This is a genomic window from Stenotrophomonas panacihumi (assembly GCF_001431645.1).
Lineage (GTDB): Bacteria > Pseudomonadota > Gammaproteobacteria > Xanthomonadales > Xanthomonadaceae > Stenotrophomonas_A > Stenotrophomonas_A panacihumi.
Genome location: NZ_LLXU01000058.1, coordinates 1 through 14,828, shown reverse-complemented (window position 1 = coordinate 14,828; position 14,828 = coordinate 1). Strand labels below are relative to the sequence as shown.

General features: G+C 71.4%; 19 protein-coding genes. 11 read left to right on the top strand and 8 right to left on the bottom strand.

Annotation, left to right across the window (positions count from 1 at the left end):
* Position 1: 1 nt before the first annotated feature.
* Positions 2 to 1,114, top strand: a complete 1,113-nt coding sequence (locus ARC20_RS04995) for a fatty acid desaturase family protein (RefSeq protein ID WP_057645276.1) — start codon at positions 2 to 4, stop codon at positions 1,112 to 1,114.
* Positions 1,115 to 1,123: 9 nt separating this feature from the next.
* Here ARC20_RS04995 and ARC20_RS04990 read toward each other — a convergent pair whose 3' ends face one another.
* Positions 1,124 to 1,756: a DUF4136 domain-containing protein gene (locus ARC20_RS04990; protein WP_161809470.1), complete on the bottom strand. Its 633-nt coding sequence runs from the start codon at positions 1,754 to 1,756 to the stop codon at positions 1,124 to 1,126.
* Positions 1,757 to 1,943: 187 nt separating this feature from the next.
* Between ARC20_RS04990 and ARC20_RS04985 the strand changes: the two genes are divergently transcribed.
* On the top strand, positions 1,944 to 2,261 hold the full coding sequence (locus ARC20_RS04985; RefSeq protein WP_146165779.1) for a hypothetical protein: 318 nt from the start codon (positions 1,944 to 1,946) through the stop codon (positions 2,259 to 2,261).
* Between the two features lie 23 nt (positions 2,262 to 2,284).
* Entirely contained in the window at positions 2,285 to 2,464 is a 180-nt protein-coding gene (locus tag ARC20_RS18605) for a hypothetical protein (protein WP_108143280.1), read from the top strand.
* Positions 2,465 to 2,474: 10 nt separating this feature from the next.
* Here the strand turns inward: ARC20_RS18605 and ARC20_RS04975 are convergent, their stop codons facing one another.
* Positions 2,475 to 2,966 carry a lipocalin family protein gene (locus ARC20_RS04975; protein WP_057645267.1) on the bottom strand — a complete coding sequence of 164 codons (492 nt, stop codon included), beginning with the start codon at positions 2,964 to 2,966 and terminating at the stop codon, positions 2,475 to 2,477.
* 233 nt (positions 2,967 to 3,199) lie between these two features.
* On the opposite strand from ARC20_RS04975, the gene ARC20_RS04970 reads away from it, so the two are divergent.
* Positions 3,200 to 3,700: a DUF2306 domain-containing protein gene (locus tag ARC20_RS04970; RefSeq protein WP_237642506.1), complete on the top strand. Its 501-nt coding sequence runs from the start codon at positions 3,200 to 3,202 to the stop codon at positions 3,698 to 3,700.
* 41 nt (positions 3,701 to 3,741) lie between these two features.
* Here the strand turns inward: ARC20_RS04970 and ARC20_RS04965 are convergent, their stop codons facing one another.
* Positions 3,742 to 4,035: an EF-hand domain-containing protein gene (locus tag ARC20_RS04965; protein ID WP_202595430.1), complete on the bottom strand. Its 294-nt coding sequence runs from the start codon at positions 4,033 to 4,035 to the stop codon at positions 3,742 to 3,744.
* 14 nt (positions 4,036 to 4,049) lie between these two features.
* Positions 4,050 to 4,586, bottom strand: a complete 537-nt coding sequence (locus ARC20_RS04960; protein ID WP_146165778.1) for a hypothetical protein — start codon at positions 4,584 to 4,586, stop codon at positions 4,050 to 4,052.
* Positions 4,587 to 4,765: 179 nt separating this feature from the next.
* On the opposite strand from ARC20_RS04960, the gene ompR reads away from it, so the two are divergent.
* The 6 genes from ompR to ARC20_RS04930 all read left to right on the top strand — a co-directional run bounded on the left by ompR (position 4,766) and on the right by ARC20_RS04930 (position 10,562).
* Positions 4,766 to 5,494, top strand: coding sequence for an osmolarity response regulator transcription factor OmpR (ompR, locus tag ARC20_RS04955; RefSeq protein WP_057645257.1), 729 nt, complete (start codon positions 4,766 to 4,768; stop codon positions 5,492 to 5,494).
* A complete protein-coding gene (locus ARC20_RS04950) occupies positions 5,491 to 6,750 on the top strand; it encodes an ATP-binding protein (protein WP_057645253.1) in 1,260 nt (419 codons plus the stop codon). Before ompR ends, ARC20_RS04950 begins: the two co-directional genes overlap by 4 nt.
* Positions 6,747 to 7,640: an alpha/beta hydrolase gene (locus tag ARC20_RS04945; RefSeq protein WP_202595429.1), complete on the top strand. Its 894-nt coding sequence runs from the start codon at positions 6,747 to 6,749 to the stop codon at positions 7,638 to 7,640. Before ARC20_RS04950 ends, ARC20_RS04945 begins: the two co-directional genes overlap by 4 nt.
* Before the next feature lie 61 nt (positions 7,641 to 7,701).
* Positions 7,702 to 8,508: a MipA/OmpV family protein gene (locus ARC20_RS04940; protein WP_081418036.1), complete on the top strand. Its 807-nt coding sequence runs from the start codon at positions 7,702 to 7,704 to the stop codon at positions 8,506 to 8,508.
* A 31-nt stretch (positions 8,509 to 8,539) separates the two neighbouring features.
* Positions 8,540 to 9,238 carry a response regulator transcription factor gene (locus ARC20_RS04935; protein ID WP_237642505.1) on the top strand — a complete coding sequence of 233 codons (699 nt, stop codon included), beginning with the start codon at positions 8,540 to 8,542 and terminating at the stop codon, positions 9,236 to 9,238.
* Positions 9,225 to 10,562: a sensor histidine kinase gene (locus ARC20_RS04930; RefSeq protein WP_057645243.1), complete on the top strand. Its 1,338-nt coding sequence runs from the start codon at positions 9,225 to 9,227 to the stop codon at positions 10,560 to 10,562. Before ARC20_RS04935 ends, ARC20_RS04930 begins: the two co-directional genes overlap by 14 nt.
* A gap of 13 nt (positions 10,563 to 10,575) precedes the next feature.
* Here ARC20_RS04930 and ARC20_RS04925 read toward each other — a convergent pair whose 3' ends face one another.
* Positions 10,576 to 12,078, bottom strand: coding sequence for a YifB family Mg chelatase-like AAA ATPase (locus ARC20_RS04925; RefSeq protein WP_057645240.1), 1,503 nt, complete (start codon positions 12,076 to 12,078; stop codon positions 10,576 to 10,578).
* 21 nt (positions 12,079 to 12,099) lie between these two features.
* Positions 12,100 to 12,354: a ubiquinone biosynthesis accessory factor UbiK gene (gene ubiK / locus ARC20_RS04920; RefSeq protein WP_057645237.1), complete on the bottom strand. Its 255-nt coding sequence runs from the start codon at positions 12,352 to 12,354 to the stop codon at positions 12,100 to 12,102.
* A 151-nt stretch (positions 12,355 to 12,505) separates the two neighbouring features.
* Between ubiK and ARC20_RS04915 the strand changes: the two genes are divergently transcribed.
* Positions 12,506 to 12,844, top strand: coding sequence for a P-II family nitrogen regulator (locus ARC20_RS04915; protein WP_057645235.1), 339 nt, complete (start codon positions 12,506 to 12,508; stop codon positions 12,842 to 12,844).
* A 17-nt stretch (positions 12,845 to 12,861) separates the two neighbouring features.
* Here ARC20_RS04915 and ARC20_RS04910 read toward each other — a convergent pair whose 3' ends face one another.
* Positions 12,862 to 13,521: a BUD32 family EKC/KEOPS complex subunit gene (locus ARC20_RS04910; protein ID WP_057645232.1), complete on the bottom strand. Its 660-nt coding sequence runs from the start codon at positions 13,519 to 13,521 to the stop codon at positions 12,862 to 12,864.
* A 168-nt stretch (positions 13,522 to 13,689) separates the two neighbouring features.
* Positions 13,690 to 14,828 (bottom strand): MFS transporter (locus ARC20_RS04905; RefSeq protein ID WP_202595428.1); only part of this gene is annotated, 1,139 nt, incomplete at its 5' end.

Here is a 14,828-nt window from a genome sequence, read left to right as displayed (position 1 = left end):
CATGACCCGTCCGACCAACCGCGTGCTGACGCCGGCCGAACTGGATCGCTTCGGCGAGGAGCTCGATGCCCTGCGCCGCCGCGTGACCGCCGACCTCGGGGCCAGCGATGCGCGCTACATCCGCCGCGTCGTCGCCGCGGTGCGCTGGACCGGCGTGGCCGGCCGCGCGCTGCTGTTCCTGGGCGCCTTCGTGCCGATGCTGCTGTGGCCGGCGTGGATCGCCGGCACGCTGCTGCTGGGCCTGTCGAAGATCCTGGAGAACATGGAGCTGGGCCACAACGTCATGCACGGCCAGTACGACTGGATGGGCGATGCCCAGCTGCAAGGCGCCACCTATGAGTGGGACATCGTGGCCACCGGCGACAACTGGCGAAAGACGCACAACTTCCGCCACCACACCTACACCAACGTGCGCGGCATGGACGATGACATCGGCTACGGCCTGCTGCGCATCTTCCCCGAACAGCGCTGGCGCCCGTTCTACCTGCTGCAGCCGCCGATCGCGGTGGTGTTCGCGCTGCTGTTCCAGTGGGGCGTGGCGATCCAGGACCTGCGCGTGGGCCGCTGGTTCAGCGGCAAGATGAAGACCCGCCAGCTGCTGCGCATCGCCCAGCCGGTGGGGCGCAAGGCGGCGCGCCAGCTGCTCAAGGACTACGTGCTGTTCCCGCTGCTGGCCGGGCCGTTCTTCCTGCCGGTGCTGTTGGGCAACCTGGTCGCCAACGGCATGCGCAACGTGTGGACGTTCGTGGTGATCTTCTGCGGCCACTTCACCGCCGATGCGGAAGTCTTCCCCAAGGAATGCATCCGCGACGAATCGCGTGGCCACTGGTACCTGCGCCAGCTGCGCGGTTCGTCCAACATCAGTGGCGGCCCGGTGATCGACGTGCTGACCGGCAACCTGAGCCACCAGATCGAACACCACTTCTACCCGGACCTGCCGGCGAACCGCTACGCCGCCATCGCCCGCGAAGTGCGCCAGATCTGCACGCGCTACGGCCAGCACTACAACACCGGCTCGCTGCCGCGGCAGTTCGGCCAGGTGGCCTGGCGCATCCTGCGCCACGCCCTGCCCAGCCGTGCGCCGGTGGCGCAGCCGCTGGTGCAGGGCGCCTGAGGCCGCGCCTCAGGGGGTGGCGGCGGGCAGCTGCGCCAGCGTCTCGCGGGCGATGGCATCCAGCCGCGTGGCGCCGCCGTCGTTGCGGCTGACCGTGCCGCGGTTGAGCGCGCGCCACACCACCTTGATCGAGGAACGCTCGATCACTTCCACCTGCAGCGCGCCTTCCACGTAACGCGCGCGGCGCAGGTCCATCACCGGCGCGCCATCGCCGCCGGGCACCACCATCTGCGAGCAGCCATTGCTGTTGCACTCCACCGTGGCCTGCGGGGTGGGCTGGCTGCCGACGCCTTCATTGCGCAGCATGACCTCTTCGCCATCGCGCACGCCGACGCGATATGCCACGAGGAAATCCGCCTGCGCGACGCTGGGCGCGAGCTGGTAGCCCTTCGCTTGCAACGCGCGGTCCAGCGCGGCCTGCAGGCGGGCGCGGAACTGCGGGTCGAGCACGCGCGGGTCGGACTCGGCCGGCAGCTGGCCGGGCATCGGCACCCAGGCGTAATGCAGCCCCGGCAGGCGCGTGGCCGGCATCGACACCGTGACCTGGCTGGAGGGCGCCACGCGCGCGCCCGCATCACTGGAACACCCGCTGCCCGCCAACAGGCACAGCGCCAACACACCCGCGGAAAGCCCATGACGCATGACTGCTGCTCCTTGCCGGTCGAGGTGGGCCGAGCATAGCCGAGCGTGCCGCGGCAGGCTGTGTGCGACGGACGGGCTTTGCAGGTACTTGGAAAATTCGCATGACTTGACGGGTCTGGCCGGCCACTTCGTGGTCACTTCACCGAACCGTTCCATCGTGCAGCTCCCTGACCTAGAGGACTACACCATGGATTTCATCGCTTTGACCGTAGCCGCCCTCCTGTTGATCGTGCTCGGCGGTATATCGACCAGCATGGCCTGGCGCGCGGCGCGCCCGCGAGCGCGCTGGTGCGTGGCGGCTGCCGCGTTCTGGGCCGCGGGCTGCGCCTGGGCCGCCGCTGCCTGCGCGCGGCCGACCATGGATGCCACTGGCGTACTCCACGACACCGCGTTGCCGTTCGCCGCGCTGGCTTACTTGTTCACCCTGTTCGGTGCGCTGGCGTTCGCGTGGGCGGCCTGGGGCTGGCGCGTTCACGCCGTCGCCGCCCGCCGCTCCGTAGCCTGAGCCTGCAGATACCGGAGGCGATGATGGACAGGCAACGCGTGGGCGGCAGCGACACCAATCCGATCTATCGCATCAGTGAAACGGCCAACGGCCAGTCGCGCGACAAATACGTGGTCGGCGACACCGGCGTGGCGTTCGACACCCTGGAGGCGGCCGAGGCCGCCGCCCGCGAGCTGGATGCACTGACCCCGCCGCGCCGCTGAGCGTTCGCGCTCAGGCGGTCGGCGCGCCGGTTTGCGGGGTGTCGATGAGCGCCGACAGGTCGAACCCCTGCCGGCGCGCCTCGTCCAGGTACAGCAACCGCGTGGCGGCGTCGAGCTGCGGGCGGCGCGACAGCAGCCACAGGTATTCGCGATTCGGCGTGCCGACCAGTGCGACCTGGTAGTCCGCATCCAGCTTCAAGACCCAGTAGTCGCCCTGGGTGAAGGGAATCCAGCGCAGGCCTTCCGGCAGGAACGTCACTTCCAGCTTGGCGTTGCCCTCGTCCACCGGCGTGGCCTGGCCGATCGATTCCTCGACCTTGCCCTCCACCCGGCAGCGGTTCTGCACCCGCACCTTGCCGTCCTCGTCCAGCGAGTAGTGCGCCGATACGTCGGTGGCGTTGGCCGGTTCATGGCGCATCGGCAGGCGCGCGATCTCGTACCAGGTGCCGAGGTAGCGCTGCAGGTCGAGCGCGGGGACGGCGATGACGTCGGGTGGGCTCATGGCGGTTCCGGTTGTGCGTCGGGGAGATGACCGTAGGCCGGCCGCCATCAACCGGGCGTGGGCGCGGCGTGGTGGGCGCGTGCAGGGCGCTGGCCGGCGGCCGGCCCCGGCGCCGTTGCCCCTTGGGCAGGCCGGGGCGCTATGCTGCGGCCGCTGTCGGTCCTCTTCCGCGCTGTCCGTGCTTCCCCACCTCGTCCGGGAGTCTCGTCATGCTTGGGATCACCGCTTTCGGCATGTTGCATACCGTCATCAGCTTGATCGGCATGGGTGCCGGCTTCGTCGCCCTGTTCGCGCGTTTCCGCATCGGCCGCGATACCCGGGCCGGCCGGGTGTTCGTGCTGTTCACCGCGTTGTCGGCCATCACCGGTTTGTTCATCTACCACCACGGCGGCTTCGGCAAGCCGCACGTGCTCAGCATCGCCACGCTGGTCGTGCTGGCACTGGGGATGTGGCAGGAACGGCGTGGCGCCACCCGCTGGCAGGGCCTGCGCGTGGCCTCGCTGCTCTACACCGTGGCGCTGTTTTTCCACTTCATTCCGGGCCTGACGGAAACCTTCACCCGCCTGCCGGTGGGCGCGCCGCTGTTCGACAGCCCGGATGATCCGCAGCTGGCGATGTGCGTGGGGGTGATCGCGGTGCTGTTCGTCGGCATCGGCATCGTGCAGTGGCGTCACCTGCGCCGGTTGGCCGGCAGGGGTGCGATGCCGGTCAGCGCTTCGTTGCAGGCCAAGTAGCCGGGGATCCCGCGCCGGCAGGCCGGCGCGGGACCGTTCGTTCAACGCTGCGCGCGGGCGCGCTCCATCGCGGCGCGGAACTCCTCGGCCGAAAGCTGGCCGTCGCCATTGGCGTCGAGCTGGTCGAAACGCTTGGCGATGCGCGGCAGCGAGGCATTGGCTTCTGCGCGGCTGATCTGGCCATCGTGGTTGGTGTCGGCGGCGCGAAAACGTTCGGCCGCCTGTTCGAGGCGTTCGCGCTGCGCGTCTGTCAGTGGGGGCGCGCCTTGCGACTGCGCGGTGGCGGCCAGCGGCCAGGTCAGGGCGGCGAGGGCGAACAGGGAAAGCAATCGCATGGGCATCCTCCGGATCAGTGGCCGCGGCAGGCGATCGTCTCGCCGGCGGCATTGCTGCAGGTTGCGGTGTGGGTGACGCTGCCGTCGGCGACCTGCGTCGAGCCGGCGTAGCTGTTGCCGTTGCGGCCCGTGGCGCTGGTGCTGCGGCTGCCGTCGAGCTGGCCGTCGGCGCCGCGCGTCACGCTGCCGCTGCTGGCCAGCGTGCCGCCCTGCGCGCCGTGCGCGCTCATCGAGCCGGCACGTGCGGCGCTGCCATCGGCGTTACGGCTGAAGCTGCCCTCGCGCTGCGCCTGGCCACCGGCCGCACCGGCTACCGCCGCATGGCTGCCACCCTGCACGTTGCCCTGGCGATCGCCCGCCACATGCCGGCCGCGCGCATACGCGCCCCGTTCGTTCTGCCCGGCGGTGACGGTGCCGGCCGCGCGGCCTTCCGGGCCGGCCGCGGCACCATGGACGCGCACGCGGCCGGCCTCGGCCGTGCCGCTGTGCAGGGCCAGCCCGGCGGCGAACAGCGCGGCCACGCAGAGGGGGAGGGAAGAAGTCGCTTTCATCGCATCGCTCCTGATCGGCGGGCGGAATGCCGCCGTGGGAACACGCTAGCGCCGCCGTCCGGGCCTGTTCGCCCGCGTCTGCCTGCGGATGTTTCCGCGGCCGGGTACTGAAACATCTGCTTACACATTGGCCGGCGGATGCATTGCCGGTGCCGATGCCGCGGCCCGATAGTGGCGCCATGGACGACGCCCTTCCCCGATTGCTGCTGGTCGACGACGACCCCCGCCTGCGCGACCTGCTCCAGCGTTACCTGGAAGGGCAGGGCTTCCAGGTGCGGGGTGTCGGCGACGGCGTGCAGATGCGCCAGGCCCTGGACCGCGGGCACTACGACCTCATCGTGCTCGACCTCATGCTGCCCGGCGAGGACGGCCTGACCCTGTGCCGCGACCTGCGCGGCCGTGGCGACCACACCCCGGTGGTGATGCTGACCGCCAAGGGCGACGAGATCGACCGCATCATCGGCCTGGAGATTGGCGCCGACGATTACCTGCCCAAGCCGGTCAGCCCGCGCGAACTGCTCGCGCGCATCCGCGCGGTGCTGCGGCGTACCGGCGCGGCCACCGCCGGCGCGCCGCAGGCACAGGGCGGCACGCTGGCCATCGGCACGCACCAGCTCGACCTGGGCACGCGGGTGCTGCGCCGCGGGGACGACGAAGTACTGCTGAAGACAGCCGAGTTCGCCGTGCTTTCGGTGCTGTTGCGCCATCCGCACCAACCGCTCAGCCGCGACCGCCTGATGAGCCTGGCGCACGGCCGCGAACACCAGGCATTCGAACGCAGCATCGATGTCACCGTCGCGCGCCTGCGCAAGCTGGTCGAGCGCGACAGCCATGCGCCGCGCGTGATCCAGACCGTGTGGGGCGTGGGCTACGTGTTCGTGCCGCCGGGCGCGGAGGTGGCGCCGTGAGCCGCGTGCTGCCGCGCAGCGTGTTCGGCCAGCTGGTGCTGGTGCTCGCGCTGGTGCTGGTGGGGGCGGCGTTGTGGATGGTGGTGCTCACGCGCGAGATCGCACTGCAATCCGGCGGCCCGCAGAGCATGCGCGCGCTGGTCGGTTTCGCCGATGCCGCCGAGGACATGGCGCGCGCGCAGTCGCCGCGGGTGGCCGTGGCGTGGCTGCGCCAGGCCGGGCTGGAAGTGCGCACCGATGCGCCGGGCCGCGCGATGCCGCTGGTCAGCCGGCTCGGCGCGATGGCCGGGCCGCGTCTGGCGCCGGGCCGCAGCCTGCGACGCGAGCGCGTCGCGGGCGACAGCCGCTGGTGGCTGGGGCTGGCGACGCCGACCCCGATGTGGGTGGCGTTGCGCAGCGACCCGCCGCGCGCCGCCGGGCGCTGGTCGCTGGGCATGCTCGTCGGATGTGCACTGCTGACCTGGTTGGCCGCCGCCGGCTTCGCCCGTCGCCTGGTGTCGCCGCTGCGCGCGCTGGCACGGCAGGCGCCGGCGCTCGTGCAGGGCGAGCCGCTGCAAGCGCTGGCCCCCGGCGCGCCGCGCGAGGTGGATGAACTTGCCACCGCGCTGGCACGCGCCAGCAGCGAGGCGCGCGAGGTGGCCGCCGAGCGCGCGGTGATGCTGGCCGGCATCTCGCACGACCTGCGCACGCCGCTGACGCGCCTGCAGTACGCGCTCGCCCTGCTGCCGGAGGTGGAGCCGGCACTGCGCGAGGGCATGGAGCGCGACATCGTCGAGATCGACGCGATCCTCTCGCAGTTCATCGCCTATGCGCGCGATGGGCGCGACGAGGCGATGCAGCCGCTCGACCTCGCCGGCCTGTGCGCGGGCGTGCTCTCGGCCAGCCATGGCGGCTGGCACGTCGAACTGCCGCCGCAGGCGCCGATGTCCGGGCGCCCGATCGCGCTGGCGCGCGCGGTGGAGAACCTGGTCGGCAATGCCGAGCGGCATGGCGCGGCGCCGTTCACGCTGGCGCTGGCGGCCGATGCGGCCGGCTGGCGCATCGAGGTCACCGACCACGGCCCGGGCATGGATGCCGCGCAAGCCGCACGCGCGATGCAGCCCTTCGTGCACGACGCGCGCGCGGGCGGGGCGGGGCTGGGCCTGGCCATCGTCGAGCGCATCGCGCGGCAGCACGGCGGCACGCTGCAGCTGCACGCCCATTCCCCGAACGGCCTGCGCGCCGTTCTCCATCTCCCCTCGGGAACACCTGCATGAAACGCTGGATGGCCGTTGTCGGCCTGTGTGCCACGCTCCTCCTCGCCGTTGCCGTGGAGGCCGCGCCCGCGGGCGGTTGGCTGGGCCTGCGGGGAGGAGGTGACAACGCGCTGCCGCCGGGTAGCCGCGTAGAGAAGGCGCTGCGTTATGGCCCCGACGCGGCGCAGTTGCTCGACGTCTACATTCCCGCGAATGCGCGGCAGGCGCCAATCCTGTTCCTCGTGCATGGCGGCGGTTGGCGTCGCGGTGGCCGCGACAACCCGGGCCTGGCGCAACCGAAGGCCGCGCATTGGCTGCCGAAGGGGTATCTCGTCGTGTCCGTCGACTACCGCCTGCTGCCCGAGGCCGACCCACTGCGCCAGGCGGAGGATGTCGCGCATGCGCTGGCCTGGGTGCAGCAGCACGCAGCGCAGTGGGGCGGCGATCCCAGGCGCGTGGTGATGATGGGACACTCGGCGGGGGCGCATCTGGTGGCGCTGCTGGGTAGCGATGTCGGGCGACTGGCGGCGGTGGGCGCGACGCGGCCGCTCGGCGTGGTGGCGCTGGACAGCGCAGCGATGGACGTGCCGCTGATCATGCAGGCGCCGCGACATTTCGGCCTGTACGACGACGCGTTCGGCACCGACCCGGACTACTGGCGCAGGGCTTCGCCTTGCCACCACCTGGCGCGCGATTCGCTGCCGATGCTGGCGGTGTGTTCCAGCCGGCGTGCGGACAGCTGCCTGCAGGCGCGCGCCTTCTCCCGCCGCGCCGGCGAACTCGGCGTGCCGGTGGAGGTGCTGCCGGAGGACCTGTCGCACATGCAGATCAACCGTGAGTTGGGCGAGGCGTCCGCGTACACGGCGTCGGTGGACCGATACATCGACGGCTTGCTGGCCGTGCACAGGTAAGTCGCCTGTAAGTCGTCGCGCTGGAGACTGGCCGCGTGGCCCCCTTCAACGAAGATGACCGATGAGACTTTCCCCCCTGTGCTGCGTTCCCCTGCTGTTGATGCCTTCCCTTGCCCTGGCCCAGCGTTCGGCCAGCACCGCCGAGCTGCTGGCCCAGGCCGATGACGACCGATGGATGATCGGCGCCGGTGCCTCGATCAAGGATGAGGGCTACGCCGGCATGGGCACCCGCATCCGTCCGTTCCCGCTGGTGGCCTACGAGGGCAAGCGCATCTTCTGGCGCGGCCTGTCCGGTGGCGTGCATGCCTACAAGGGCGAGCACTTCAGCCTGGACGCGGTGTTGTCCGGCCGCTTCGATGGCTTCGATGTCGACGACCTGGGCCGTCGCGAACTGGCCGCCAACGGCGTCGACATCGACCTGCTGGAGGACCGCGACGATGCGCTTGATGCCGGCCTCTCGCTGGGCTGGCAGGCGGGTGCCTCCGAATTGAAGCTCACCGCGCTGTACGACGTCACCGATACCAGCGGCGGGCAGGAGATCGCGCTCGACTATGCCTACGCCCTGCACTGGGGCCGCACGACGCTGGTGCCCGGCGTCGGCGTGCATTGGCTGTCGCGCGATACCGTCGACTACTATTACGGCACGCTCGACGAGGAGATCGCGCGCGGCGTGGCGGCCTACCGCCCCGGTGCGGCGACGGTGCCGCAGGCGAGCATCGGCTTCATCCGGCCACTGGGCACCGCCTGGAAAGTCGTCGGGTCGGTGAACTACAAGTGGCTGCCCAGCGAGATCACCGACAGCCCACTGATGGATCCGGATGCCAGCGGCGCGTTCTCCGTGCGGATTGGCCTCGGCTGGTCCTTCTGAATCCATTGCCAGGGATCGCATGTCCGAGCAGGTGAGCCAATCCAGCCCCCGCGTTGCCCTGGTCGAAGACCATGCGCGCCTGGCCACGCTGGTGGAGCGGGGGCTGTCGGCCTCCGGCATCGCGGTGGATGTCTTCCACACCCTGGCCTCGGCCTGGCAGGGGGTGCGCGGGCAGGCGTACGCGGTGGCGATCGTGGACCGGGGCCTGCCCGATGGCGATGGCCTGGAGCTGGTGCGGCGCATGCGCGCGGCCGACAACACCACGCCCTGCCTGATGCTGACCTCGCGCGACGCCCTGCGCGACCGCGTCGCCGGTTTGGATGCCGGTGCCGACGACTACCTGCCCAAGCCTTTCGCGCTGGACGAACTCGCCGCGCGGGTGCGCGCGCTGATGCGCCGGCCGCCCGCGCTGCGCAGCCTGGCGCCGGTGTTCGCCGGCGTGCGCATCGAGCCGACGCAGGGGCGCATGGCCGCCGGCGAGGACCACGTGACGCTGGCGCCGGCCGAATTGCAGATCATGCTCTCGCTGGTGCGCGCGGCCGGCCAGCCGGTGCGCCGTGCCGCGCTGGAGGCGGCCGCATGGGGCACCGCCGAGGCGGTCACGCCGAACGCGCTGGACGTGGCCGTGCACCGGCTGCGCAAGAAGCTGGCGGCGATCGGCGCCGGCGTGTCGCTGGTGAACGTGCGCAACCTGGGCTTCACGCTGCGGGAAGAAGATGCGCCCGCGTAGCCTGGCCGGGCGCCTGTTGCTGGCGGCATCGGCGGGCCTGCTGGCGGCCGCGGTGGCGGCCATCGCGCTGCTGTGGGTGTCGCCCTGGCCCCGCACCGGCGAGGACGTGCTGCGCGTGGAGCTCGAAGAGGAATGGCAGCACCTGCGCGATGGCCTGCGCGTGGCGGCGGACGGCACGGCGCAGCTGCGGCTGGATGCGAAGAACACCGCCGCCTACGACGCCATGCCCAAGGACGCCGCATACCTGGTGCTCGATGCGGCGGGCAGGGACGTGCTGTCCAGCCCGCCGGGCCCGGCGCTGGACGCACTGCGGGGGATGTCGCCCGAGGTGACGATCCAGTCCGGCGAAGTGGCCGGGGGCGGTGGCGAACTGCTGATGATGGGCGGGCAGATCCACCACGGCGGACGCGCCTATACCGCGCGCGTGGCCCGCAGTGACCGGCTCGTCAGCACGCTGGGCGATTACGCCGGTGAGTTGTACGTGCGCGCGGGCCTCATCACGGTGCTGATCGCGCTGCTGACGTTCGGCGGCGTGGTGTTCTTCACCGTACGGCGCCTGCTGCGCCCGCTGCATCGCGCGTCGGCGATTGCCTCGGCCATCGGCCCGCGCAACCTGGCCGCGCGCCTGCAGGTCGAGCAGATGCCGAGCGAGCTCAAGCCCATGGTGCAGGCGTTCAACGCCGCGCTGGACCGCCTGGAGAATGGCTACCGCGTGCAGCAGGAGTTCCTCGCCTCCGCCGCCCATGAGCTGAAGACGCCGCTGGCGTTGCTGCAGGCGGAAATCGAGCTGGGCGGCGCGGCCAATACCGAGGTGCTGTTGCGCGATACCGCATTGATGGCACGCCAGGTGCACCAGCTGCTGCACCTGGCCGAGGTCAGCGAAGGCCATAACTATCGCTTCGCACCGATGGCGATGGGCGATGCGGTGCAGGAGGCGGCGGACTACCTGGCGCGCGCGGCCGATCGCAAGGCGGTGCACGTCGACGTCGAGGTGGCACCCAGCCTCGCGCCCGTCGAAGCGGATGCGGCGGCGGTGTTCGTGCTGGCGAAGAACCTGCTGGAGAACGCGCTGAATCATTCTTCGCCGGGTGGGGTGATTCGCGTGCGGGTGGAGGCCAGCGGCTTCAGCGTGCAGGACGAAGGGCCTGGCGTGCCGGAGGCCGACCTTCCGCACCTGTTCCAGCGTTTTTGGCGCGCGCAGCGCGATGGGCACGGCGCGGGCCTGGGCCTGGCGATCTGCCAGGAGGTATGCGCGGCGCATGGCTGGCGCATCCGGCTGGCCACGCATGACGAGGGTGCCTGCTTCGTCGTGGCGATCGCCTGAGCGGCGGGCGCCGCTAGCCTTCCCGCCCCCGATAGCCGATCGCCTCCATCAAGTGTTCGCGCGTGATGTTCGCGCTGCCGGCGAGATCGGCGATGGTGCGCGATACGCGCAGAATGCGATGGAGCGAGCGTGCGGAGAGCTGCCATTGCTCGATGGCTTTTTCGAGCAGCTGTTCGTCCGCCGGCGACAACACGCAATCCCTCGCCGTCAGCGTGGCATCGAGCCGCGCATTGAGCATGCCGGCGCGTTCGTGCTGCCGCTGCCGTGCAGCGGCGACCCGCAGCCTGACCTCCGCCGCGCTTTCACCGCGTGGCGCGTCCTGCCGCAGCGCACTGGGCGGCAGCCGGGGCACTTCGACGTGCAGGTCGATGCGCTCCAGCAGCGGGCCGGAGAGCCGGGCGCGGTAGCGGGTGATCGCGTCGCTTGTGCAGCGACAGCGGCCGCTCGCGTCGCCCGCCCAGCCGCACGGACAGGGGTTCATCGCGCCGACCAGCTGGAACGCGGCGGGAAATTCGGTATGCCGGGCCGCGCGCGACAGGCTGATCGCACCCGATTCCAGCGGTTCGCGCAGCACTTCCAGCGTATGCCGCGACCATTCCGGCAGCTCGTCGAGAAACAGCACGCCATGATGGGCGAGCGAGATTTCGCCGGGCCGCGCGGTAGGCCCCCCGCCCGCGAGCGCGACCGCGCTGGCCGTGTGGTGTGGACGCCGGAACGGCCGCTGGCGCCAGCGCGCCACGTCCACGCCCTGCGCGCTGGCCGAGGCAATGGCCGCCACTTCCAGCGCTTCGTCCATGTCCAACGGGGGGAGCAGGCCCGGCAGGCAGGCCGCCAGCAGCGTCTTGCCACTGCCCGGGCTGCCGCAGAACAACAGGTGGTGCCCGCCTGCCGCGGCGATCTCCAGGGCACGCCGCGCCTGCGGCTGCCCGCGCACTTCGGCCAGATCGGGGCCGGGTGGCGTGCGGGGCGTTTCCTCCTCGACGCTGGCCAGTGGCGGCCAACCCTGTTCGCCGCGCAGCGCCGCGCAGACCTGCAACAAGGTGCGCGCCGGCTGCGGCGCGGCATGTGCCGCGAGCACCGCCTCGCGCGCGTTTGCTTCGGGGAACACCAGCCGCCGGCCATCGGCCTGTGCGGCGAGGGCGGCCGTCAGCACGCCATCGACCCCACGCAGCTCGCCGGTCAGCGCCAGCTCGCCGACGAACTCCAGGCCCGCCAGCGCATCGCGATCCAGTTGCCCGCTCGCCGCCAGGATGCCCAGCGCGATGGGCAGGTCGAACCGCCCGCCTTCCTTCGGCAGATCCGCCGGGGCGAGATTGATGGTGATGCGGCGCGCGGGAAATTCGAACTGCGCACACAGCAGCGCGGCCCGCACCCGTTCGCGTGATTCACGTACCGCCGCTTCCGGCAACCCGACGATCTGCGTGGACGGCAAGCCGCCGGACAGATGCACTTCAACCCTGACCTCCGGAGCCGCCACGCCCACGCGTGCACGACTGTGCACGAGCGCCAGGCCCATGCGGCTGCTCGGGGCGAAGTGTCAGCCGGGCTGGCCGTTGCGCGCTTCGAGCGCGGCGACGGTGCGCTCCAGCGCTTCGAGCTTTTCGCGCGTGCGCAGCAACACCGCGCGCTGCACGTCGAACTCCTCGCGCGTGACCAGGTCCAGCCGTGACAGGCCGGCCTGCAGCACGTTCTTGAAGCCGGCCTGCAGTTCGTCGCGCGACTCGCGCAGGCCCGGCGGCACGAGGTCGCTGAGGCGGCGGGCGAGGTCGTCGAGGTGGTTGAAATCGATCATGGAAGGTCTCCGGTAGGCCGGGCCAGCATCGGCTGGGCGGCCGGGGCGCGCCATCGGTGGCGCGGTGTCTATGGCGTAAGGATAAGCCTCGACCCGCGTGCCGCAATGGACGGGTTATTCTTCGCGACCGGAAAACCGAGGGGATCGCCCGATGAAGATGATCATGGCCATCGTCAAGCCGTTCAAGCTGGACGACGTGCGCGAGGCACTGGCCGGCTGCGGCGTGGCCGGCATCACCGCCACCGAGGTCAAGGGCTTCGGGCGGCAGAAGGGCCACACCGAGCTGTACCGCGGCGCGGAGTACGTGGTGGATTTCCTGCCCAAGGTGAAGATCGAGGTCGCGGTCACCGACGACCAGGTCGAGCAGGTGGTGGAAGCCATCGTGCGCGCGGCGGGCACCGGCAAGATCGGCGACGGCAAGGTCTTCGTCTACGACCTCGGCAGCGTGGTGCGCATCCGCACCGGGGAACTGGACGCCGACGCGCTTTGACGCGCCGGCGCGGCGGCTCAGGCCGCCTCGCCCTTCATGCGGCGGTAGAAGCGCTTCCAGCCGGTGCGGATGCCGCGCACCCAGCCCGGCTCGGCGGTCAGCGCGGCCTGTTCGGCCGAGGGCGCCACGCCGGTCAGGCGCTGCTGCATCTTCAGCAGGTTGGCGTTGTCGCTGCGGCGCAGCTGGCGCGAGATCGGGTTCTCGCGCAGCCAGCGCGGGAAGCGCCAGGCTGAAGTGAAGTCGATCAGCACCGGCACGCCCGCGCTCACCACCACGTTGGTGCCGTGCAGGTCGTTGTGGGTGATGCCGGCCGAGTGCAGCTTGTCCAGCGCGGCCTGCAGGTCGTTGAACACTTCCTGGCCCACCAGTGCGCTGGTGCTCAAGGTCTCGCCCGGGATGAACTCCATGCCCAGTGCCAGGCCGCCCAGCGTGCCGAGCAGCGCCGGCGCGTGGCGCCAGCCCTTGAGCTGCTCCAGCATGCGCGCCTCGTGGCGCACCATAAGACGGGCGATCGGCGCCAGCAGGGTGCGGCGATAGCGGCTGTAGTCCTTCACCACGGCCGGCTGGCCGTTGACGTGGGTGCGGTAGACGTTCGGCTCGAGCAGGCGCGTGCCTTCCTTCAGCAGGACAGGGGCGGAAAGGTCGGCACCAAGGGCGGTGGACGCGCGCGTGTTCATCTCGGACTCCTGGGTCCCGCGCCGGAAAGAGGGGAGGGGTATCGGCGGCGGGCGCTGCGCCGGGACCAGGCGGTCGGGGCGGCAGGCGAATTTTAGAACTCGCCAGTCTTCAAATGCTGAATGTTAAAAAAATGCAATGTTCCGCGAATGGAACACGCGGGGGTCCGCTCAGCGGCCAGAGGCCATGGGTCGAACGCTACTACTGCCGAGCACGACGGCCACCGCCAGGCCCGCCGCCACGCAGGTCATGGCGAGCGACAGGCTGCTGGCGTGGGCGATGAAGCCGATCAACGCCGGCCCGGCCAGCGAGCCGGAGTAGCCCATCGCCGAGACCGCCGCCACCGCCACCTGCGGGCGGGTGCCCGGCTGGCGGCCGGCGGCGGAGAACGCCAGCGGCGCGATGTTCGCCGCCCCCAGGCCGGCCAGGGCATAGCCGAGCAGGGCCAGTCCGGGTGACGCCGTCCACAGGGCGATCGCCAGGCCCACCACCGCCAGCGCGGTGCCGGCCAGCAGCACGGGCATGCCGCCATGCCGCGCGACCCAGCGGTCGCCGGCGAAGCGGCCGGCGGTCATGGTCACGGCGAACACGGCGTAGGCGCTGCCGGCGCGCGCGGTATCCACCTGTTGCAGCGTGTTGAAGGCGATCGCGCTCCAGTCGAGCATCGCGCCTTCCATCAGGAACGTGGCGAAGGCCATGCCGCCGAGCAGCAGCAGGCGGCCGTGCGGCCAGTGCCAGCCCCCGGCATCGCCGCCGGCGGCCAGCAGGTGCGGCGCACTGCGCCACAGGCACGCGGCGTTGAGCAGCAGCACGGGCAACACCGCCGCCCACGGCGCGGCGCCGAGCCACAGCATGCCGGCCACGCTGCCGGCGCCGACGATGCAGCCAATGCTGAAGCAGCCATGGAAGCCGGACATCAGCGGCCGCGTGGATTGGCGTTCGACCGTGACCGCATGCAGGTTGATCGCCACGTCCATGCCGCCGAGCGCGGCGCCATAGACGAACAGCAGCGCGGCCAGCCCGCTGAAGCCGGGCACCCAGCCCAGCCCCGGCAGGCACAGCAGCCCCAGCACGCCGAGCACCACGATCAGGCGCCGGCAGCCCACGCGCAGCGCGGCCAGGCCGGCCAGCGGCATCGCGCAGACCGAGCCGATGCCCAGCACGAGCAGCAGCAGGCCGAGTTCGGCTTCGCCGGCGTGCAGGCGGTCGCGCGCATAAGGCACCAGCGGTGCCCACGCGGAAAGGTTGATGCCGGCGACGAGGAAGCTGGCGCGCGTGGCCCAGGCCAACGCGCGCGAAGGCGACGGCG

What these genes read in the sequence shown, in the direction of transcription:
- ARC20_RS18605 (WP_108143280.1), top strand. Translation starts at nt 2,285, where the DNA reads ATGGACAGGCAACGCGTGGGCGGCAGCGACACCAATCCGATCTATCGC.
- ARC20_RS04970 (WP_237642506.1), top strand. Translation starts at nt 3,200, where the DNA reads ATGTTGCATACCGTCATCAGCTTGATCGGCATGGGTGCCGGCTTCGTC.
- ARC20_RS04910 (WP_057645232.1), bottom strand. Translation starts at nt 13,521, where the DNA reads ATGAACACGCGCGCGTCCACCGCCCTTGGTGCCGACCTTTCCGCCCCT.
- ARC20_RS04915 (WP_057645235.1), top strand. Translation starts at nt 12,506, where the DNA reads ATGAAGATGATCATGGCCATCGTCAAGCCGTTCAAGCTGGACGACGTG.
- ARC20_RS04960 (WP_146165778.1), bottom strand. Translation starts at nt 4,586, where the DNA reads ATGAAAGCGACTTCTTCCCTCCCCCTCTGCGTGGCCGCGCTGTTCGCC.
- ompR (WP_057645257.1), top strand. Translation starts at nt 4,766, where the DNA reads ATGGACGACGCCCTTCCCCGATTGCTGCTGGTCGACGACGACCCCCGC.
- ARC20_RS04940 (WP_081418036.1), top strand. Translation starts at nt 7,702, where the DNA reads ATGAGACTTTCCCCCCTGTGCTGCGTTCCCCTGCTGTTGATGCCTTCC.
- ARC20_RS04930 (WP_057645243.1), top strand. Translation starts at nt 9,225, where the DNA reads ATGCGCCCGCGTAGCCTGGCCGGGCGCCTGTTGCTGGCGGCATCGGCG.
- ubiK (WP_057645237.1), bottom strand. Translation starts at nt 12,354, where the DNA reads ATGATCGATTTCAACCACCTCGACGACCTCGCCCGCCGCCTCAGCGAC.
- ARC20_RS04975 (WP_057645267.1), bottom strand. Translation starts at nt 2,966, where the DNA reads ATGAGCCCACCCGACGTCATCGCCGTCCCCGCGCTCGACCTGCAGCGC.
- ARC20_RS04945 (WP_202595429.1), top strand. Translation starts at nt 6,747, where the DNA reads ATGAAACGCTGGATGGCCGTTGTCGGCCTGTGTGCCACGCTCCTCCTC.
- ARC20_RS04965 (WP_202595430.1), bottom strand. Translation starts at nt 4,035, where the DNA reads ATGCGATTGCTTTCCCTGTTCGCCCTCGCCGCCCTGACCTGGCCGCTG.
- ARC20_RS04990 (WP_161809470.1), bottom strand. Translation starts at nt 1,756, where the DNA reads ATGCGTCATGGGCTTTCCGCGGGTGTGTTGGCGCTGTGCCTGTTGGCG.
- ARC20_RS04985 (WP_146165779.1), top strand. Translation starts at nt 1,944, where the DNA reads ATGGATTTCATCGCTTTGACCGTAGCCGCCCTCCTGTTGATCGTGCTC.
- ARC20_RS04925 (WP_057645240.1), bottom strand. Translation starts at nt 12,078, where the DNA reads ATGGGCCTGGCGCTCGTGCACAGTCGTGCACGCGTGGGCGTGGCGGCT.
- ARC20_RS04995 (WP_057645276.1), top strand. Translation starts at nt 2, where the DNA reads ATGACCCGTCCGACCAACCGCGTGCTGACGCCGGCCGAACTGGATCGC.